This window comes from Nibricoccus aquaticus (assembly GCF_002310495.1).
Lineage (GTDB): Bacteria > Verrucomicrobiota > Verrucomicrobiia > Opitutales > Opitutaceae > Nibricoccus > Nibricoccus aquaticus.
In genome coordinates this window covers 1879936-1898415 of record NZ_CP023344.1, presented here as the reverse complement: position 1 = coordinate 1898415, position 18480 = coordinate 1879936, and the positions used below count along the sequence as shown (strand labels likewise).

Genomic DNA, 18480 nt, shown 5'->3' with positions numbered 1-18480 from the left:
ACGGTTCGTGATCTATGGGCTGCTCGGCGGGATGGCGTGTTTGTTTTTGGTGCCGTTTGTGTGGCTCGTGATCACGTCGCTGAAGCCGATCGAGCAATCGACGGCGATGCCGCCGACGTGGATTCCGCGCGCGTATTATGCGGATGTGGGCGCGGGGCGTGCGGAGGTGACGCTGGACTATCGCGCGACGCAGGCGGGCGCGGTGGTGGAGCGGCTCGGAGGCGAGCAGGCGGGGAAAATTATTTTCTATTCGGATGAGCAGCTGGCGCAGATGACGGCGGGCGGCGATGTGGTGCGGGTGGTGCAGCGCGTGGAGGCGGGGTGGTGGCGGGCGACGGAGAAAGCGGGGCGAGGTGCGGTGGCTGGGGCGACGCCCCGGTGGCGGTTTGTGGCGGACAAAGAAGTGGAGTCGCGGGTGGCGTTTCGGTGGGAGAATTATCCGGATGCGCTCAGCAGGCTCGATGGCGGATCGGATGATCCGGCGGCGCTGGGTGCGAAGCATCGGGTGAGTTTCTGGCGGTTCACGGCGAATTCGCTGATTGTGTGCGTGCTCGGGGTGATCGGGACGGTGCTGTCGAACGCGATCGTGGCGTATGGGTTCGCGCGGATACGGTGGCGGGGGCGCGATGCGTTTTTCGCAGTGACGCTCGCGACGATGATGGTGCCGTTCCCGGTGCTGATGGTGCCGCTCTACAGTGTTTTCAAAGAGCTGGGGATGATCGGGACATTGATGCCGCTGTGGGTGCCGGCGTTTTTCGGGAGCGCGTTTAATATTTTCCTGATGCGGCAGTTTTTCCGGGCGATTCCGGAGGAGTTGAGCGAGGCGGCACGGATCGACGGGTGCAGCGAGTGGACGATTTTCTGGCGGATCATTTTGCCGCTCAGCAAGCCGGTGCTGGCGACGGCGGGCGTGCTTCATTTCCTGCACGCGTGGAATGATTTTCTCGGGCCGCTGCTTTATCTGACGCGGAAGGAGACGTTCCCGCTGTCACTGGCGTTGCAGAGTTTCCAGGCGCAGAACGGCGGGGTGCAGTGGCATCATCTGATGGCGGCGAGCGCGGTGACGATCGTGCCGGTGGTGGTGTTGTTTTTCTTCGCGCAGCGGACGTTTGTGCAGGGGATCGCGACGACGGGAGGGAAGAGCTAGCCGCGTATAGGCTTCGCCACGCGGTGGGGTAGCCGGTGGTTTGGTGCGTGGTGGGGGGCCGCGTGGCGAAGCTTTACGCGGGGGGCTGGTTGAGGAGGAGCCAGTAGAGGCCGAGGTTTTGGACGGCGGTGGAGAAGCTTTCGAAGTTCACCGGTTTCACGATGTAGCTGTTCACGCCGAGGTGGTAGCTTTCGACGATGTCGCGCTGCTCTTTCGAGGAGGTGAGGATGGTGACGGGGATGGCCTTGGTACGCGGATCGCCTTTGACGCGTTGGAGCACTTCGAGGCCGTCCACCTTGGGGAGTTTCAAATCGAGGAGGATGACTTTGGGGACATCGTCGATGCGGCGGGTGGCGTGGGGGCCTTCGCAGAAAATGAACTCCAGGGCCTCGGCACCGTCGCGGGCGACTTGGATGCGGTTGGCGATGCCGGCTTTTTTGAGCGCGCGCAGGGTGAGTTCGAGGTCATGCGGGTTGTCTTCGACGAGGAGAATTTCGACGGCGTGGGAATCGTTCATACAACGGGGGCGGCTGGGATCGGTGGGGGAAGTGTCAGGAAGAAGGTGGTGCCTTTATCGGGCTCGGCGTGGACCCAGATGCGGCCGCCGTGGCGTTGGAGGATGCGGTGGACGATGGCGAGGCCGACGCCGGTGCCTTCGAATTCCTCGGCGCGGTGGAGGCGCTGGAAGACGCCGAAGAGTTTGTGGGCGTACTTCATGTCGAAGCCGGTGCCGTTGTCGCGGATGAAGTAAACCGTCCGGCCGTTTTCGAGGCTGGCGCCGATCTCGATCACCGCGGTCGCGCGGGGGCGGGTGTATTTGACGGCGTTGGACAGGAGGTTGACCCAGACTTGTTTCAAGAGGACGGGGTCGCCGGAGGCGGCGGGGAGTTCGCCGAGTTTGAGTTCGATGGAGCGATCTTTGGGAAAGCCACCGAGATCCTGGAGGGCTTCGCGGACGAGGCGCGCGGGGTCGTGATTTTGGAGGCGCATCGGCTGGCGGCTGAGGCGGGAGAAGGCGAGGAGGTCGTCGATCAGCGCGCCCATGCGCTGGGCGCCCTCGCGGATCATGGCGAGGTAGCGCTGCGCATCGGGCGGTAGCGAGGGACCGAAGTCGGTCTGGAGGGCGTCGGAGAAACCATCGACGGCGCGGAGCGGGGCGCGGAGGTCGTGGGAGACGGAGTAACTGAAGGCTTCCAGTTCCTTGTTGGCGGCTTCGAGTTCGGCGGTGCGGGCGGTGACGCGGTGTTCGAGGTCGGCGCGGAGGGCGGCGACTTCGGAGCGCATGTCGTGGAAGGAGCGGGCGAGGACGCCCATCTCGCCGGGGGCGGCGACGGGGAGGGGCGCGGAGTTGCCGGAGGCGAAGGCTTTGACGGCGGTGGTGAGCTGGACGACGGGTTTGCTGAGGGAGCGGGCGAGGAGGGCGGCGAGGAGGGTGGCGCAGGCGGCGGCGAGAAGCGCGCCGAGGAGGCTGGAATCGCGGACGGAGCGGGTGGACTGGAGTAGTTGATCTTTGGGCACGATCTCCACGAGGACGACGCCGGGGCCGGAGGCGGGTTTGACCGGCGTGAAGGCAGCGCCGAATTCGGTGCCGTCGGGGCTGCGGAAGAGTCGGGTGCCGGGGGCGGTGGCGGTATGCACGCCTTCGAGCGCGGGGAAATCGTCGGGCAGGCGGTGGCGTTTACCGAGGTCGAAGCCGAATTCTTTGGCGCGGTCGGGGTGGAGGAGGAAGTCGCCCTGGTCGTTGACGATGTAGACGGTGCCGCGGGTGTGCTCGGGTGCTTTCAGGCGCGCGAAGATGGGGCGCATGTCGACGTTAATGAGGATGATGCCGAAGGGCTGGCCGGACCGGGCGTGGATGGGCACGCCGGTGCGGAGCATGGGGGCGTGGGGCTCATGGATGACGCCGTCCTCCTGGTTGAGCGTGATGGGGGAGACGTAGACTTGGCCTTTGGGGAGGCGGAGGGTTTCGGTGAAGAAGAAGCGCGAGCCCTTGGGCTGGAGTTCGGGTTCGGGGACGATGCGGATGCCGTCGTAGGTGTCGAAGCGGTCCACGCGGACGATTTCGCGGCCCTCGTGGGCGGTGCCGATGAGGCGGAATTTGAGGTAGTAGGGTTTGGCGGCGAGCTCGGCGGCGAAGCGCCTGGCGAGGCGGTCGCGCCAGATGGTTTCGGGGATGCCGCCTTCGGGATCGGTGCCGTCGTTTTCGCGGGCACGGATGATGCCTTCGAGGGCGGCGGCGCTGGCGAAGGCGGCGGCGTCGTTGCGTGCGGCGGAGACGCTTTCGTCGAGTTTCACGGCGAGTTGTTGCACGTGAGATTGGAGGCGCGCGAGTTCGACGGGGAGGACGACGGCCTGGAGATTATGGTAGGTTAAAAAACCCACGGCGGCGGCGGTCGCGACGACGAGGGCGACCATCACCAAGGTGAGGCGGGCAGTCAGAGTCATGACGAGGCGGGGTGCGGCGTGAACGGAGTTCGGGTTGCCAAGGCGTGTGGCGGAAGCGACGGGGCGATCGTATCTGACGATCTAGGGACTAGGAACTTTCCCGGGGGGAGGCTAGGGGAATGTTTCGCCGGGGCTGGCTGGCTGGTTAACACATGCGGGGGGCGGTGCCGTTCGCTTCTGGGCAGGCAGGTTTTCCCGCGGTTGCGGCGTTGACGAAGCAGGGCACTCCAGCGCAGGCGGACAAAGTCCAAACGGCTGCTAGTGTATGAGCGATGCCAGCGCTTTATCGAGTGCCTGGACGCGGACGGGCTTGGTCAGGTGATGGCGGAAGCCGACGGCTTCGCTGCGGGCGATATCTTCATCCATGCCGTAGCCGCTGAGGGCGATACCGGGCAGATTGAAGCGGGTGCGGAGCTCGGCCATGAGATCGTAGCCATTGCCGTCGGGCAGGCCGATGTCGGAGATGAGCAGGTCGAAGCCACCGGGCTCGGCGGCTTTGCGGGCCTCGGCGAGTGACGCGGCGCTGACGATCTCGAAGCGGCGGCGGATGAGGAGACGCTCGAGCGCGACGCGGGTGGGTTCGTGATCTTCGACGAGGAGAATGCGGCCACGAATCGCGCCGGGCGCGGATTTCTCCGCGGTGATCGTGGGCGATGATTTTTCTCCGGCGGTATCATCCGTGGTGAGTACGTCTTTCTCGGCGAGGGGGAGTTCTATGGTGAAGGTGGCTCCATGTCCCCGGCCCGCGCTGCTGGCGGCGATCGAGCCGCCGTGCTGCTCAATGAGGGTGCGGGAAATCGCCAGGCCGAGGCCGAGGCCGCCGAAGCGATGCGTGCTCGGGCTGGAGGCGTGGTCGCCTTGGGAGAAGGCGTCGAAGGCGCGAGAGGTTTCCGCTTCGGTGAGGCCGATGCCGGTGTCGGTGATTTTAATTTCGATACGATCACCGGCGGTGCTCACCGCAGACTCCACGGTGATGAGGCCTCCGGTGGGGGTGAACTTCACGGAGTTTTTGAGGACGTTCCAGAACACCTGCTGGAGGCGGACATTGTCGCCGGGGACGATGTGTAGCGGGGCGTTGAGGTTGAGGGTGAGCGTGAGATTTTTTTGCGCGATGTCGGGGGCCACGGTGGCGGCGGCTTCGTGCAGGATGGCGTGGATGTCGTGCGCGCTGATTTCGAGCGCGAGTTTGCCGCGGGTGATGCGGGTGAGGTCGAGGAGGTCGTCGATGAGGCGGGCTTCGAGGGCGACGCTGCGGGCGATGACATCGAAATCAGCGCGTACTTCGACGGGCAGGTCGGAATTGGAGGCGGCTTCGCTGGCGAGGAGGAGTACGGGATTGAGCGGGGTGCGCAGCTCGTGGGAAAGCGTGGCGAGGAAATCGTCTTTTGCGCGGGAGCCGGCGAGGGCGAGATCGCGGGCCTGTTCGAGGGCGCGCTCGGCGTTTTTGCGATCGGTGATGTCGATGATCGAGCCAATGTGGCCGAGGAATTCGCCGGACTCGTCGAAGCGCGGGACGGCGGCGTTGAGCGCCCAGCGGTATTCGCCGTCTTTACGGAGGAGGCGGTACTCGTGACGGAAGGCTTCGCGGTTGAGATTGGCGTGGTGGAAAACGCCGAGCGAGGGCGTGCGCTCTTCGGGGTGGATGACATCGAACCAGGCGTCGCCGAGCGCGTCATCGGGTTTCTGGCCGGTGAATTCGCTCCAGCCGCGATTGAGGTAAGTGCAGGCGCCGTTGGCGGAAGTGAGCCAGAGCATCATGGGCGAGTGGTCGGCCATGTTGCGGAAGCGGCGTTCGCTGTCGCGGAGGGCTTTGCCGCGTTCGCGGAGCTCGTCGTTGAGGCGCATGAGCTCGGCGGTGCGCGCCTGCACGCGGGCTTCGAGTTCGTTGTTGAGGACGCGAAGGGACGTTTCGGCGTGTTCGCGCTGGATGATTTCCTGTTCGAGCGCGGTGTTGGTTGCGGCGAGGGCGCGGGTTTTGCGGAAGAGATCCACGAAGACGCTGACCTTGGATTTCAGGATCTGCGGATTGATGGGCTTGGTGAGGTAATCGACTGCGCCGATTTCGTAGCCTTCGAGTACGTCCTTATCTTCCTGGAAGTAGGCGGTGAGAAAAATGATCGGGATGTGCTGGGTGCGTTTGCGCTGCTTGATGAGGTGGGCGAGTTCGATGCCGCTCATCTCGGGCATCTGAATGTCGAGTATGATGGCGGCGAATTCACCCTCGAGGAGCTCGCGCAGGGCGCGCTCGGCGGTGAGCGCGCGGACGAGGCGGTAGTCGGGCGAGGAGAGGATGCTTTCGAGGACGTCGAGATTGCGCGCCTCGTCATCGACGATGAGCAGGCTGACGGGAGCGGCGGCGGCGAGGTCGAGCGGATGAGCGGAGTTCACCACGGGCTTGGATTGGTTTGATGGATCGGGCTCGTGCGGTGTCATCGGTAGAGCCATACGCGCAGGAGCGAGAGGAGTTCGTTGGTGTTAACGGGCTTCGCGATGTAGTCGGAGGCACCCGCAGCGAGGCACTTTTCGCGGTCGCCCTTCATTGCCTTAGCGGTGAGCGAGAGGATGGGGAGGGCGGTGAAGCGGGGGTCTTTGCGGATCTCGCGCATCGTTTCGTAGCCGTCCATCTCGGGCATCATGATATCCATGAGGACGACGCCGATGTCGGACTGCTGCTGGATGAGCTCAATGGCCTGGCGGCCGTTGGTGGCGCTGATGACGTTCATCTCCTGATTTTCGAGCATGGTGGTGAGCGCGAAAATATTGCGCGCGTCGTCGTCGACGATGAGCACCTTGCGGCCTTTAAGCGTGTCGTTCGAGGCGTGGAGGCGGTCGAGCATCTGCTGTTTCGCCTCGGGGAGTTCCGAGACGACGCGGTGGAGGAAGAGTGCGGTTTCGTCGAAGAGGCGCTCGGGGGACTGGACGTCTTTGACCAGAATGCTCTTCGCCATGGTGCGGAGTTTTTTCTCCTCGTCGGCGCTCAGGTCTTTGCCGGTGAAGACGACAATCGGGATGTCGCGCAGGGTAGCGTCGGCCTGGATGCGGCCGAGCAACTCGAATCCGCTCATGTCGGGCAGGCGGAGGTCGAGGACGCAGCAGTCGAAGGTGCGGTCGAGGAGTTTTTCGAGGGCGTCGGCACCGGTCGAAGCAGTGGCGATCTCGATGTCGTCGTGCGTGAGGAGTTCTACGATGCTGTCGCGCTCGATGTCATTATCCTCGACGACGAGGAGGCGCTTCATGTGTGGTTCGACGAAGCGCTTGATACGCTCGAAGCATTGGTCGAGGCCTTCGGTCGTGGCGGGCTTTACGGTGGAGGCGAAAGCTCCGTGAGTGAGCGCGTGCGAGCGCTCTTCCTCGGCGGAGATGATCTGCACGGGGATGTGGCGGGTGTGCGGGTTGAGCTTCAGATTGTTCAGCACGGTCCAGCCGAGCATGTCGGGGAGGAAAATATCCAAGGTGATGGCGGTGGGCAGGTACTGGCGCGCGAGGGCGAGGGCGGCGTTGCCTCGGTTCGCGACGATGCCCTTGAAGCCTTTTTCACGGGCGAGACCAAGCAGCACGCGACCGTAGTGTGGGTCGTCTTCGACGATGAGGAGCGTCTGGTCGTCGGAGCCGATAGATTCGCGGTCGTCGAGAATGGTGTCTTCGCGTGGCGCGGGAAGGACGAGCGGCACGGGCGTGGCGGGATTGGCGCGGACTTTGTCCGGCGACTGCTCGATGTAGTACTGCGGCAGGTAAAGCGTGAACGTGCTGCCCTGGCCGGGCGTGCTGGCGAGACGGATTTCGCCGCCGAGCAGGGTCGCGAGTTCGCGAGAGATCGCGAGACCGAGACCGGTGCCGCCGTACTTGCGGCTGGTGCCGGCGTCGGCCTGTTGGAAGGCCTCGAAGATGAGTTTCTGTTTTTCCAGCGCGATGCCGATGCCGGTGTCGGTGATCGAAAACGCGATGACGTGTGGCGTGCGTTTCAGCACGGGATGGGTTGCGGTCCATCCTTCGGACGGGGCGCTAACGTGAACAGTGACCTGGCCCTGGCCGGTGAACTTGAACGCGTTTGAGAGCAGGTTCTTCAGGATCTGCTGCAGGCGCTTCGGATCGGTCGCCATCATGCGTGGCAAATCAGGCTGAAAATCGACGACGAAGGGCAGGCTCTTCGAGTCGGCGATGTGGCGGAAGTTGCGTTCGATGGAGTCACGCAACGACACGAAGCTGATCTCCTCGGCGTCCACCGTGACGGTGCCGGACTCGATCTTCGACAAGTCGAGGATGTCTGTGATGAGGTTGAGCAAGTCGGATCCGGACGAGTGAATGTTGCGGGCGAACTCGACCTGTTTGTTGGAGAGGTTGCCCGCGCCGTTGTCCGCGAGTTGCTGGCCGAGGATGAGGATCGAGTTGAGCGGCGTGCGCAGCTCGTGCGACATGTTGGCGAGGAACTCGGATTTATACTTCGAGGTGAGCGCGAGCTCGGCGGCTTTTTCTTCGAGCGCGCGGCGGGCCTGTTCCACCTCGCGATTTTTGCGCTCCACCTCGGCGTTTTGATCGGCGAGTTGGGAGGCTTTTTCGGCGAGCTCTTCGTTGGTCTGCTGAAGTTCTTTTTGCTGCGACTGAAGCTCGACGGTGAGTTGCTGCGATTGCTGGAGAAGATTCTCCGTGCGCATCGTGGCCTCGATGGTGTTGAGCACGACGCCGATGGACTGCGTGAGCTGCTCGAGGAAGGCGATGTGCGTGATGCTGAAGGGATGGAGCGAGGCGAGCTCGATCACGGCTTTCGTCTGACCTTCGAAGAGTACGGGCAATACGATGATGCTGGCGGGCGATGCTTCACCGAGGCTGGAGTGGACGCGGGTATAGCCTGCGGGAATGTCGTTGAGCAGTATCCGCTGACGCTCGACAGCACACTGGCCGACCAGGCCTTCGCCGGCGGCGATGCGATTGGGTTGTCCGGGGCGCTGTGCGTAACCAGCGAGAAGGCGCAGGGAGGGGAGGACTTTTTCGTCATCGTCGTCCATCTGATAGATCGCGCCTTGCTGGGCATCGACGAGCGGCGCGAGTTCGGAGAGGAGCATCTGACCAACGGTGGAAAGATCGCGCTGACCCTGGAGCATGCGCGCGAACTTGGTGAGATTGGTTTTGAGCCAGTCCTGCTCTTGATTCGTCTCCGTGGTGTTGCGGAGATTGTAGATCATCGTGTTGATGTTGTCCTTGAGCTCGGCGACTTCACCGCGCGCATCGACCTGAATGGAGCGCGTCAAATCGCCTTTGGTCACGGCGGTGGCGACCTCGGCGATCGCGCGAACCTGGGTGGTGAGATTGGCGGCGAGGAGGTTCACGTTACCGGTCAAATCCTTCCATGTGCCAGCGGTGCCGGGCACGTGGGCCTGACCGCCGAGACGGCCTTCAACGCCGACCTCGCGGGCGACGTTCGTCACCTGCTCGGCGAAAGTCGCGAGCGTGTCGGTCATATTGTTGATCGTCTCGGCGAGCGCGGCGACTTCGCCCTTCGCTTCCACGGTGAGCTTCTGGCGGAGATTGCCGTTGGCCACCGCTGTCACGACTTTCACGATACCGGAAACCTGGTCGGTCAAGTTGGCAGCCATGACGTTCACGGAGTCGGTCAAATCCTTCCAAGTACCAGCGACGCCTGGCACGAGGGCCTGGCCGCCGAGCTTGCCTTCGGTGCCGACTTCGCGGGCGACACGAGTCACTTCGGCGGCGAAGGCGTTGAGCTGGTCCACCATCGTGTTAATGGTGTTTTTGAGCTCCAGGATTTCACCTTTCACGTCCACCGTGATCTTGCGCGACAAGTCGCCGCGAGCCACGGCGGTCGTTACCTCGGCGATGTTACGCACCTGGCCGGTGAGGTTGGCGCCCATCGCGTTCACGGAGTCGGTCAAATCCTTCCACGTACCGGCGACGCCGGGCACCACGGCTTGCACGCCGAGACGACCTTCGGTGCCGACTTCGCGGGCGACGCGCGTAACCTCGGAGGCGAAGGAGCGGAGCTGCTCGACCATCGTGTTGATCGTTTCTTTCAGCTGCAGAATCTCACCGCGCACATCGACGGTGATTTTGCGCGACAAGTCGCCGTTCGCGACGGCGATGGTCACCTCGGCGATGTTGCGCACCTGAGTGGTCAGGTTGTTCGCCATGGAGTTAACGTTATCGGTAAGATCTTTCCAAGTACCGGCGACACCGGGCACGACGGCCTGGCCGCCGAGTTTGCCTTCGGTACCGACTTCGCGGGCGACGCGGGTCACCTCGGAAGCGAAGCCGTTGAGCTGGTCCACCATGGTGTTGATGGTGTCTTTGAGCGCGAGAATTTCGCCCTTCACGTCCACGGTGATCTTGCGGGATAAATCGCCTTTCGCGACGGCGGTCGTGACCTCGGCGATGTTACGCACCTGGCCGGTGAGATTGTCGGCCATGGAGTTCACGTTGTCGGTGAGATCCTTCCACGTACCGGCGACGCCTTGCACTTGAGCCTGGCCGCCGAGCTTGCCTTCGGTGCCGACCTCGCGAGCGACGCGCGTCACTTCAGAAGCGAAGCCGTTGAGCTGGTCCACCATGGTGTTGATGGTGTCTTTAAGCGCGAGGATCTCGCCCTTCACGTTCACCGTGATCTTGCGGGACAAATCGCCTCTCGCGACGGCGGTGGTCACGTCGGCAATGTTGCGAACCTGCGTGGTGAGGTTGGTCGCCATCGCGTTCACGGAGTCGGTCAAATCCTTCCAAGTACCACCGACGCCGGGCACGACGGCCTGACCGCCGAGTTCGCCTTCGGTACCTACTTCGCGAGCGACGCGCGTCACTTCGGCGGCGAAGCCGTTGAGCTGGTCGACCATGGTGTTGATGGTGTTTTTCAGCTCCAGGATTTCGCCCTTCACGTCCACCGTGATCTTGCGCGACAAGTCACCTCTCGCGACGGCGGTCGCGACCTCGGCGATGTTACGCACCTGGCCAGTCAAATTCGCGGCCATCAAGTTCACGTTGTCTGTAAGATCTTTCCAAGTACCGGCGACGCCTTGCACCTGTGCCTGACCGCCGAGCTTGCCTTCGGTGCCGACTTCGCGGGCGACGCGCGACACCTCGGAGGCGAAGCCGTTGAGCTGGTCGACCATCGTGTTGATGGTGTTCTTCAGCTCTAGAATTTCGCCGCGGACATCGACGGTGATCTTGCGCGACAAATCGCCTTTCGCGACCGCTGTGGTCACGTCGGCGATGTTGCGCACCTGAGTGGTCAGGTTGTTCGCCATGGAATTCACGTTGTCGGTGAGATCCTTCCACGTGCCACCGACGCCTTGCACCTGAGCCTGACCGCCGAGCTTGCCTTCCGTACCGACTTCGCGAGCAACTCGGGACACTTCGGAGGCGAAGCCGTTGAGCTGGTCGACCATCGTGTTGATGGTGTTCTTGAGTTCGAGAATCTCACCGCGCACGTCCACGGTGATTTTGCGCGATAAATCCCCTTTCGCGACGGCGGTGGTCACGTCGGCAATGTTGCGCACCTGGCCGGTTAAGTTCGACGCCATGGAGTTCACATTGTCTGTAAGATCTTTCCACGTACCAGCCACTCCGGGCACCGTCGCCTGGCCGCCGAGTTTGCCTTCGGTCCCGACTTCACGGGCGACGCGCGTCACTTCGGAAGCGAAGCCATTGAGCTGGTCGACCATCGTGTTGATGGTGTTCTTGAGCTCTAGAATTTCGCCGCGGACATCGACGGTGATCTTGCGCGACAAGTCGCCTTTCGCGACGGCGGTGGTGACGTCGGCGATGTTACGCACCTGGGCGGTCAAATTGTTGCCCATGGAGTTCACGTTATCCGTCAAATCCTTCCAAGTGCCGGCGACGCCCGGCACCTGGGCCTGGCCGCCGAGTTTGCCTTCGGTGCCGACTTCGCGGGCGACGCGGGATACTTCGGAGGCGAACGCGTTCAAGCGGTCCACCATCGTGTTGATCGTTTCCTTCAGTTCGAGGATCTCGCCCTTCACGTCGACGGTGATCTTGCGCGACAAGTCACCGCGTGCGACGGCCGTGGTCACGCCGGCGATGTTGCGCACCTGGTCGGTGAGGTTGGACGCCATCGCGTTCACAGAGTCGGTGAGATCCTTCCACGTACCGGCGACACCGGGAACCACGGCCTGGCCGCCGAGTTTGCCTTCGGTGCCGACTTCGCGGGCCACGCGCGTCACTTCAGCCGCGAACGACCGTAGTTGGTCCACCATGACGTTGATGGCTTCCTTCAGCTGGAGAATTTCACCGCGCACATCGACGGTGATTTTGCGGGACAAATCGCCCTTCGCGACCGCGATGGTCACGTCGGCGATGTTACGCACCTGCGCCGTGAGATTACCGGCCATTTGGTTAACCGATTCGGTTAACTCCTTCCACACGCCCGACACGCCTTTGACCTGGGCCTGGCCGCCGAGTTTGCCCTCGGTACCGACCTCGCGAGCCACGCGTATAACTTCGACCGAGAACGCGCCGAGCTGGCCGACCATGCCGTTCACGAGCTTGGCGGTGCGGAGATATTCGCCCTTCAGCGGACGCCCGCCGAGTTCGAGCGGCATCTGTTGGGCAAGATCGCCTTTGGCAACGGCACCAATCACGCGGCCCATTTCCACGGTCGGCTGTGAGAGTTCGTCGACGAGCGCGTTGATCGCCTCGATTCGCTCAGACCAGCTGCCGACCGAGTCGCCTATGACGAGGCGCTCGCTGATCTTACCTTCTTCGCCTACTTGGCGGCGCAAGCGCAGCAGGCTGGTGTTGAAGCGCTCCATGCGCGCGCAGATCGCGTTTAGGCTTGTGGCTGCGCGGCCTTCGAGGCCGACGCGATCGACCGGCAGCCGCGCCGAAAAATCGCCGTCCTCCACAGCGTCAAGCGTGGCGACGAGCTGCCGCATGAACAAAGCAGCCCCATCGTCGGGCGGCGCAGACACGGATTGGGGTTTGCGGGCACGTTTCGCGGCGACTTTGGCGCGTTTCATAGAGTAGGTTGTATCCGAAGGCTGATGACGACCGGCGGGAGGATTTGGACGGTCCGCGCAGTCAGACCCATTGTCCGGCTTCAGGTGTCGTTCTCGCCGGAAGGGAAGGTAACGCTGCGAACTAACAAACCGGACCGGCTAACTTCCTGAAGTTCCCAACCTGTTGTGTCCAGCCAAGTTAAGATTATGTTGCGCTGCAAAACGCACGGATTTCGCGAAATCGCACTGCAAAATACCGCGACGTTTCGGGCGCATGTCACTTCGGCGAGCAACCCGCGGCCAAACCCGGCTTCGGAATCCACTCTTGCGGTGGAGGGGCGGCTGCGGTTTTTTCCCCGGTTTTATTCCATGCCACAGACCATCGCCGTCCTCGATTTCGGCTCCCAGTTCACCCAGGTCATCGCCCGCCGTATCCGCGAGTGCCAAGTTTACTCGAAGATCTATCACTACTCGACTCCGGCCGCGCAGCTGAAGGCCGATGGCGTGATCGGCGTGATCTTCTCGGGCGGTCCGCAAAGTGTGTACTCGAAGGATGCGCCGCACCCAGACAAGGCGGTCTTCGATCTGGGCGTGCCGATCCTCGGTATTTGCTACGGCCTCCAGCTCATGGGGCACTTCCTCGGCGGCAAAGTCGCGAAGGGCGAGCGCCGCGAGTTCGGCCACGGCACGCTGGAGATTTTTGAGAAGAGCCCGCTCTTCAAAGGACTCCCGAAAAAGCTCAAAGTCTGGAACTCCCACGGCGACAAGCTCGTGAAGGTGCCGACGGGCTTCAAAGCCGTCGCCCGCACGGAAAACTCCGAGTACGCGGCGATGCAAAATGCCGAGCGCCGCTTCTATGCGCTGCAGTTTCACCCGGAGGTTTTCCACAGCGAGCGTGGCACGGACATCATTCGGAATTTCCTCGTCGGCATCTGCGGTTGCACCGGCGACTGGTCCACGGCCGATTTCATCAAGCGCAAGATCCAGGAAATCCGTGACACGGTTGGCAAGAGCCGCGTGCTGCTCGGTCTCTCCGGCGGCGTTGATTCGTCGGTCGCGGCGGCGTTGATTCACGCGGCCATCGGCAAGCAGCTGACGTGTGTTTTCGTGGACAACGGCCTCCTCCGCAAAGGCGAACGCGAGTACGTCGTTTCACTCTACAAACGTAACTTCAAGATCGACCTCCGCGTCGCCGACTCTGAGGCGCTTTTCCTTAAGAAACTCAAGGGCGTCAGCGAGCCCGAGGCCAAGCGCAAGATCATCGGCAACACCTTCGTCAAAGTCTTTGAGGACTCGCTCAAATCCATCGCCGGTCGCGCCGAGTTCCTCGCGCAGGGCACGCTCTATCCCGACGTCATCGAGAGCGTGCAGATCGGGAATAATCCCGCATCGCTCATCAAGTCGCACCACAACGTCGGCGGCCTTCCCGAGCGCATGAAGCTCAAGCTCCTTGAGCCGCTCCGCGAGCTCTTCAAAGACGAGGTTCGCGCCGTCGGCACCGCGCTCGGCCTGCCGAAGGAAGTCGTCTGGCGCCAGCCGTTCCCCGGCCCCGGTCTCGGCGTGCGCGTACTCGGCGACATCACGGCGGAGAAATTAAACATCCTCCGCGAGGCCGACTTTATTCTCCAGGACGAGATGATGAAGTCGGGCCTCTATTGGAAAGTCTGGCAGTCGTTCTGCGTGTTTCTCCCGGTGAAATCCGTCGGCGTTATCGGCGACGAACGGAACTACGCCTACGTGATCGCAGTCCGAGTCGTTGAGAGCATCGACGCCATGACGGCCGACTGGTCACGCCTGCCGTACGATCTTCTCCAAACGATCTCCAACCGCATCACCAACGAGGTCCGTGGCGTCAGCCGAGTGGTGCTCGACATCAGTTCGAAGCCGCCCGCGACCATCGAGTGGGAATAAATCCGCCCGCGCCGGTCAGCCGCGCCCTCCGACCATGAAACGACTCATCACGATCCTCACCGCCCTCACTGTCTGGTCCGCGTCGTTGCCGGCCAGCACCCCGGACGCCGATGCGCTTCTGGCCAAAGCCCGTGCCTATCTCGGCGGCGATGCGGCGCTCGATGCGATTAACTCGATCCACTATTTCGGCAGTATCGAGATGACCGAGACGCCCGCTGGAGCCACGAATCCCGGCAAATCCAGCATCGAGATCATCTTCCAAAAACCCTGCCAGCACCGCCTCGTCGTTAGCTCCGAGAAGTCGGTCGATATCACCGGCCTAGACAACTACTTCGGCTGGCGCCGGGTCGAACCGGTCGCGACTGGTGGCGCTCGCGTGCAAAACGTGGGCCTGGGCAAGGAACAGATCAAACGCCTCCGCGCCAATACGTGGGAAAACCTCTATTTCTGGCGCGGCATCGAGCAGCATGGCGGCGCGATCATGGATAAAGGGGAGACCGAGCTCGACGGCGTCAAATGCCGCAAACTCGTCATGAGCTACGGCCCGGGCATCGAGTTCGTCCGCTACTTCGAGATCGCGACCGGCCGCCTGCTCCTCACCGAGACGCTGCCCGTCGGCGTTATTCGCGAAGAAGGCGAGATCATGGTCGCAGGTGTGCGGTTTCCCCGGAAGCTCATCGCGACTGCCGCCGCAGGTGCCGACGGCAAAACGCGCGTGATCACGATCACCTTCGACCGTATAGCGCTCAACGAAACTTTCCCCGCCAGTACTTTCGAGCAGCCGCTCATCAGTGGCGCCCGCTAATCCCTCCGTTCCGTTTACCCAAACTCCGTGCGACTCCTCCGAACCTCCTCCAAAACGTTCCAATCCGATCTCGCCGATTTCTGCCGCAGCGCAGCCGCGACGAAGGAAATCCAAGACAGCGTCGCCGCCATCCTTGCCGACATCCGCCACCGCAGCGACGAAGCCGTCGCCTACTACGCGGCCAAGTTCGACGGCGCCAAACTCCGCGCCCGCGAGTTCCGGATGAAGTCGTCAGACTTCGAGACGGCCTTCAAGGCGCTCGCTCCTGCCAACCGCAAAGCCATGGAGGCCGCTCACGAGAACATCGTCGCCTTTAACAAAAAGACCCTGCCTGCCGACTGGACCGGCAAAAACAAGCAGGGCGCCGAAGTGGGCGAAGTGTTTCACCCGATACGCCGTGTCGGCCTCTACGTTCCCGGCGGACAAGTCCCGCTCGTCTCGACCGTGCTCATGACCGCCACGCTCGCGAAACTCGCGGGCTGTCCCGAGATCGCCGTCTTCACGCCGTCCGATCCGTCGGGCAAAGTCGCCCCCGGCCTGCTTGCTGCTCTCCACCTCGTGGGTATCGACGAAGTTTACCGCATCGGTGGCGTTCAAGCCATCGGAGCGATGGCCTACGGCACGACCAATGTCATGGCCGTCGATAAAGTTTTCGGCCCGGGCAACGCCTACGTCTGCGAAGCCAAGCGCCAGGTCTTCGGTACGGTCGGCGTGGATTCGCTGCCCGGCCCGAGCGAAGTCATGATCGTTGCCGACGAAACCGCGCGCGCCGACTACGTTGCCGCCGATCTTCTCGCTCAGGCCGAGCACGGCTCCGGCCGCGAAAAAGTTTACCTGGTCGCCACCTCCCAAAAGATCATCGACGACGTCGCTGCCGAAGTTCAGGCGCAGCTCAAAGTGCTCACCCGCTCCGAGAAAATGCAGAGCGTGCTCACGCACGGTTTCGCCGCGATCGAGGTCTCCACGCTCGCGCAGATCGTCGAGATCGCGAACTACGTCGCTCCCGAGCATCTCGAACTCATGGTGAAAGACGCCTCGGTGAAAAAGCTCACCAAGGAAATCACCACTGCCGGCTCGATCCTCATCGGTGAAAACACGCCGACCGCCCTCGGCGATTTCACCGCAGGCCCGAGCCATGTGCTGCCCACCGGTCGCACCGGTCGCTTCTTCAGCGGACTGCGCGTCACCGATTTCATGCGCCGCACCAGCATCGTGAAATACGGCCCCGCTGCCGTGAAGAAGGGCAACGAAGTCGTCGCCGCATTCGCTGCGATGGAGAAACTCGATGCCCACGGCCGCTCGGTGAAGATCCGCACGTGAGCCAATCGCCTTCGACGTTTAGGTTAATCGCAAAGACGCGAAGACGCTAAGGTCGGAGCGAAGAAGCAGGGTCTTCGATAACTGTAGCTGCTCTGCTGGCTTGTCTCTACCGGGTTTTCTTCGCGGATCGGTCTTTGCACCTTCGCGTCTTTGCGCTTCAACATCCGCTTCGTCATGCCCTCGCCGTCCTCCCTCGCTCTACCGCACGTCGCCCAGCTCCACGCGTACACGCCGGGACTCCAGCCGACCGAATCCGGCTGGGTGAAACTCAACACCAACGAATGCCCCTACGCGCCCAGCCCTCGCGTGGCCGAGGCGATCCGCCGCGAAGTCGGCGAAGACGGCAACTCGCTCCGCCTGTATCCTAATCCCAAGGCCAGTCCGCTCCGCGCCGCCGTCGCCAAACTCCACGGCCACGGCCTCACCGAGGCGCATGTCTGCATTGGCAACGGCTCCGACGACATCCTCAACCTCCTCGTCCGCGCCTTCTGCGACGCCAACTCCGGCGCCGGCTACACGCTGCCGAGTTACTCGCTCTATCCCGTGCTCGTCGCGATCCAGGATGGCCGCGTGCAGACCATCGATTTCGACCGCACGATGCAGCTCCCGCTCGCGCAAATCGCCGAGTCGAAAGCCCGCGCGTTCTTCCTGACCTCGCCCAACGCACCGACCGGCGTCGCCTTCACCCGCGACGAAATCGAGGCCGCGCTGAAAGTTTTCAAAGGCCTCTTCGTCGTCGATGAAGCCTACGCGCTCTTCGCCAAGCAGGACGCCGTGCCGCTCCTCGCGAAGTACCCGAATCTCGTCATCACGCGCACACTCTCGAAAGCCTACGCGCTCGCCGGTATCCGCGTCGGTTACGCGCTCGCTCACCCTGAAGTGATCGACGTCCTCGACCGCGTCCGCGACAGCTACAACGTCAACCGCCTCTCCCAAGCCGCCGCCCTCGCCGCCGTCGGCGACATGGATTATTACCACGGAATCATCACGAAGGTGAAAGAGACCCGCGATTTCTATATCCACGAGTGGCAGGAACTCGGCTGGTTCACCTACCGTTCGCAGGCCAACTTCATCTTCACCGAACCCAAAAACGCGAAAGGCGAAAGTGGCCCGGCCGTGGCGAAGTCCGCCTACGATTTTCTCTACAAAAACAAAGTGCTCGTCCGCTACTTCCCGAGCCATCCCTTGACCGCGTCATTCCTGCGCATCAGCGTCGGCACCGACGAGGAAATGCTCACCCTCGACGAAAAACTCCAAGCATGGCTCCAACACGCATAGCCAAGATCGCGCGTAAAACCGCGGAAACCGACATCACGCTCTCTCTCGCCATCGACGGCGCGGGCAAGTCCACGATCGATACGGGCGTCCCGTTTTTCGATCACATGCTCACGCTCTTCGCGAAGCACGGCCTATTCGACCTCGACGTGAAGTGCATCGGCGACATCGCTGTGGATTATCACCACACCGTCGAAGACGTTGGCATCGTGCTCGGCGAAGCCTTCAAACAGGCGCTCGGCGACAAACTCGGCATCCGCCGCTACGGATTCTTTTTCCTCCCGATGGACGAGTCGCTCGCCCGCGTCGTCGTCGATATCGGCGGACGCCCGCACCTCGTGTACGACGCCGAGGCGCCGACGATGTTCGTGCGCGATTTCAACATCGTGCTCGTGAAGGAGTTTTCCCGCGCCTTCAGCAACGCGCTCGGCTGCAACCTGCACGTGAAACTCGAGTACGGCGAAGAGCCGCACCACGTCGCCGAGGCGATCTTCAAAGGCCTCGCCCGCGCCCTCGACGTCGCCACTCAGATCGACCCGCGCGCCGCAGATCAGCTGCCGAGCACGAAGGGGAAAATCTAACAACTCTCACTCCAAGGTCCGCATCGCCCGATGCGGACC

Annotated in this window: 10 protein-coding genes; 6 read left to right on the top strand and 4 right to left on the bottom strand. The window is 62.7% G+C overall.

The features are described from left to right. Window positions 1-7: 7 nt before the first annotated feature. Window positions 8-1147, top strand: a complete 1140-nt coding sequence (locus tag CMV30_RS07710) for a carbohydrate ABC transporter permease (RefSeq protein ID WP_217494478.1) — start codon at window positions 8-10, stop codon at window positions 1145-1147. A 73-nt stretch (window positions 1148-1220) separates the two neighbouring features. Here the strand turns inward: CMV30_RS07710 and CMV30_RS07705 are convergent, their stop codons facing one another. The 4 genes from CMV30_RS07705 to CMV30_RS07690 all read right to left on the bottom strand — a co-directional run bounded on the left by CMV30_RS07705 (window position 1221) and on the right by CMV30_RS07690 (window position 12570). Then, the gene (locus tag CMV30_RS07705) at window positions 1221-1664 is read right to left on the bottom strand and encodes a response regulator (protein WP_096055472.1); all 444 of its coding nucleotides are present in this window, start codon (window positions 1662-1664) and stop codon (window positions 1221-1223) included. Then, window positions 1661-3592 carry a sensor histidine kinase gene (locus CMV30_RS07700; protein ID WP_096055471.1) on the bottom strand — a complete coding sequence of 644 codons (1932 nt, stop codon included), beginning with the start codon at window positions 3590-3592 and terminating at the stop codon, window positions 1661-1663. The genes CMV30_RS07705 and CMV30_RS07700 overlap by 4 nt, the downstream gene beginning before the upstream one ends. Before the next feature lie 258 nt (window positions 3593-3850). Further along, window positions 3851-6037: a hybrid sensor histidine kinase/response regulator gene (locus CMV30_RS07695; RefSeq protein ID WP_096055470.1), complete on the bottom strand. Its 2187-nt coding sequence runs from the start codon at window positions 6035-6037 to the stop codon at window positions 3851-3853. Further along, window positions 6022-12570 (bottom strand): HAMP domain-containing protein, encoded by a 6549-nt coding sequence (locus tag CMV30_RS07690; RefSeq protein WP_096055469.1) that lies wholly within the window; start codon window positions 12568-12570, stop codon window positions 6022-6024. The genes CMV30_RS07695 and CMV30_RS07690 overlap by 16 nt, the downstream gene beginning before the upstream one ends. A gap of 348 nt (window positions 12571-12918) precedes the next feature. Between CMV30_RS07690 and guaA the strand changes: the two genes are divergently transcribed. From guaA to hisB, 5 genes are all read left to right on the top strand, one after another. Further along, window positions 12919-14460, top strand: coding sequence for a glutamine-hydrolyzing GMP synthase (guaA, locus tag CMV30_RS07685; RefSeq protein WP_096055468.1), 1542 nt, complete (start codon window positions 12919-12921; stop codon window positions 14458-14460). A gap of 34 nt (window positions 14461-14494) precedes the next feature. Then, window positions 14495-15265: a LolA family protein gene (locus CMV30_RS07680; RefSeq protein WP_096055467.1), complete on the top strand. Its 771-nt coding sequence runs from the start codon at window positions 14495-14497 to the stop codon at window positions 15263-15265. Between the two features lie 27 nt (window positions 15266-15292). Then, the gene (hisD, locus tag CMV30_RS07675) at window positions 15293-16585 is read left to right on the top strand and encodes a histidinol dehydrogenase (RefSeq protein WP_096055466.1); all 1293 of its coding nucleotides are present in this window, start codon (window positions 15293-15295) and stop codon (window positions 16583-16585) included. Between the two features lie 174 nt (window positions 16586-16759). Further along, window positions 16760-17863, top strand: coding sequence for a histidinol-phosphate transaminase (gene hisC / locus CMV30_RS07670; RefSeq protein ID WP_096057677.1), 1104 nt, complete (start codon window positions 16760-16762; stop codon window positions 17861-17863). Next, window positions 17845-18441: an imidazoleglycerol-phosphate dehydratase HisB gene (gene hisB / locus CMV30_RS07665; protein WP_096055465.1), complete on the top strand. Its 597-nt coding sequence runs from the start codon at window positions 17845-17847 to the stop codon at window positions 18439-18441. Before hisC ends, hisB begins: the two co-directional genes overlap by 19 nt. Window positions 18442-18480: the final 39 nt, after the last annotated feature.

What these genes read in the sequence shown, in the direction of transcription:
- CMV30_RS07705 (WP_096055472.1), bottom strand. Translation starts at nt 1,664, where the DNA reads ATGAACGATTCCCACGCCGTCGAAATTCTCCTCGTCGAAGACAACCCG.
- CMV30_RS07700 (WP_096055471.1), bottom strand. Translation starts at nt 3,592, where the DNA reads ATGACTCTGACTGCCCGCCTCACCTTGGTGATGGTCGCCCTCGTCGTC.
- CMV30_RS07695 (WP_096055470.1), bottom strand. Translation starts at nt 6,037, where the DNA reads ATGGCTCTACCGATGACACCGCACGAGCCCGATCCATCAAACCAATCC.
- CMV30_RS07690 (WP_096055469.1), bottom strand. Translation starts at nt 12,570, where the DNA reads ATGAAACGCGCCAAAGTCGCCGCGAAACGTGCCCGCAAACCCCAATCC.
- guaA (WP_096055468.1), top strand. Translation starts at nt 12,919, where the DNA reads ATGCCACAGACCATCGCCGTCCTCGATTTCGGCTCCCAGTTCACCCAG.
- CMV30_RS07680 (WP_096055467.1), top strand. Translation starts at nt 14,495, where the DNA reads ATGAAACGACTCATCACGATCCTCACCGCCCTCACTGTCTGGTCCGCG.
- hisC (WP_096057677.1), top strand. Translation starts at nt 16,760, where the DNA reads ATGCCCTCGCCGTCCTCCCTCGCTCTACCGCACGTCGCCCAGCTCCAC.
- hisB (WP_096055465.1), top strand. Translation starts at nt 17,845, where the DNA reads ATGGCTCCAACACGCATAGCCAAGATCGCGCGTAAAACCGCGGAAACC.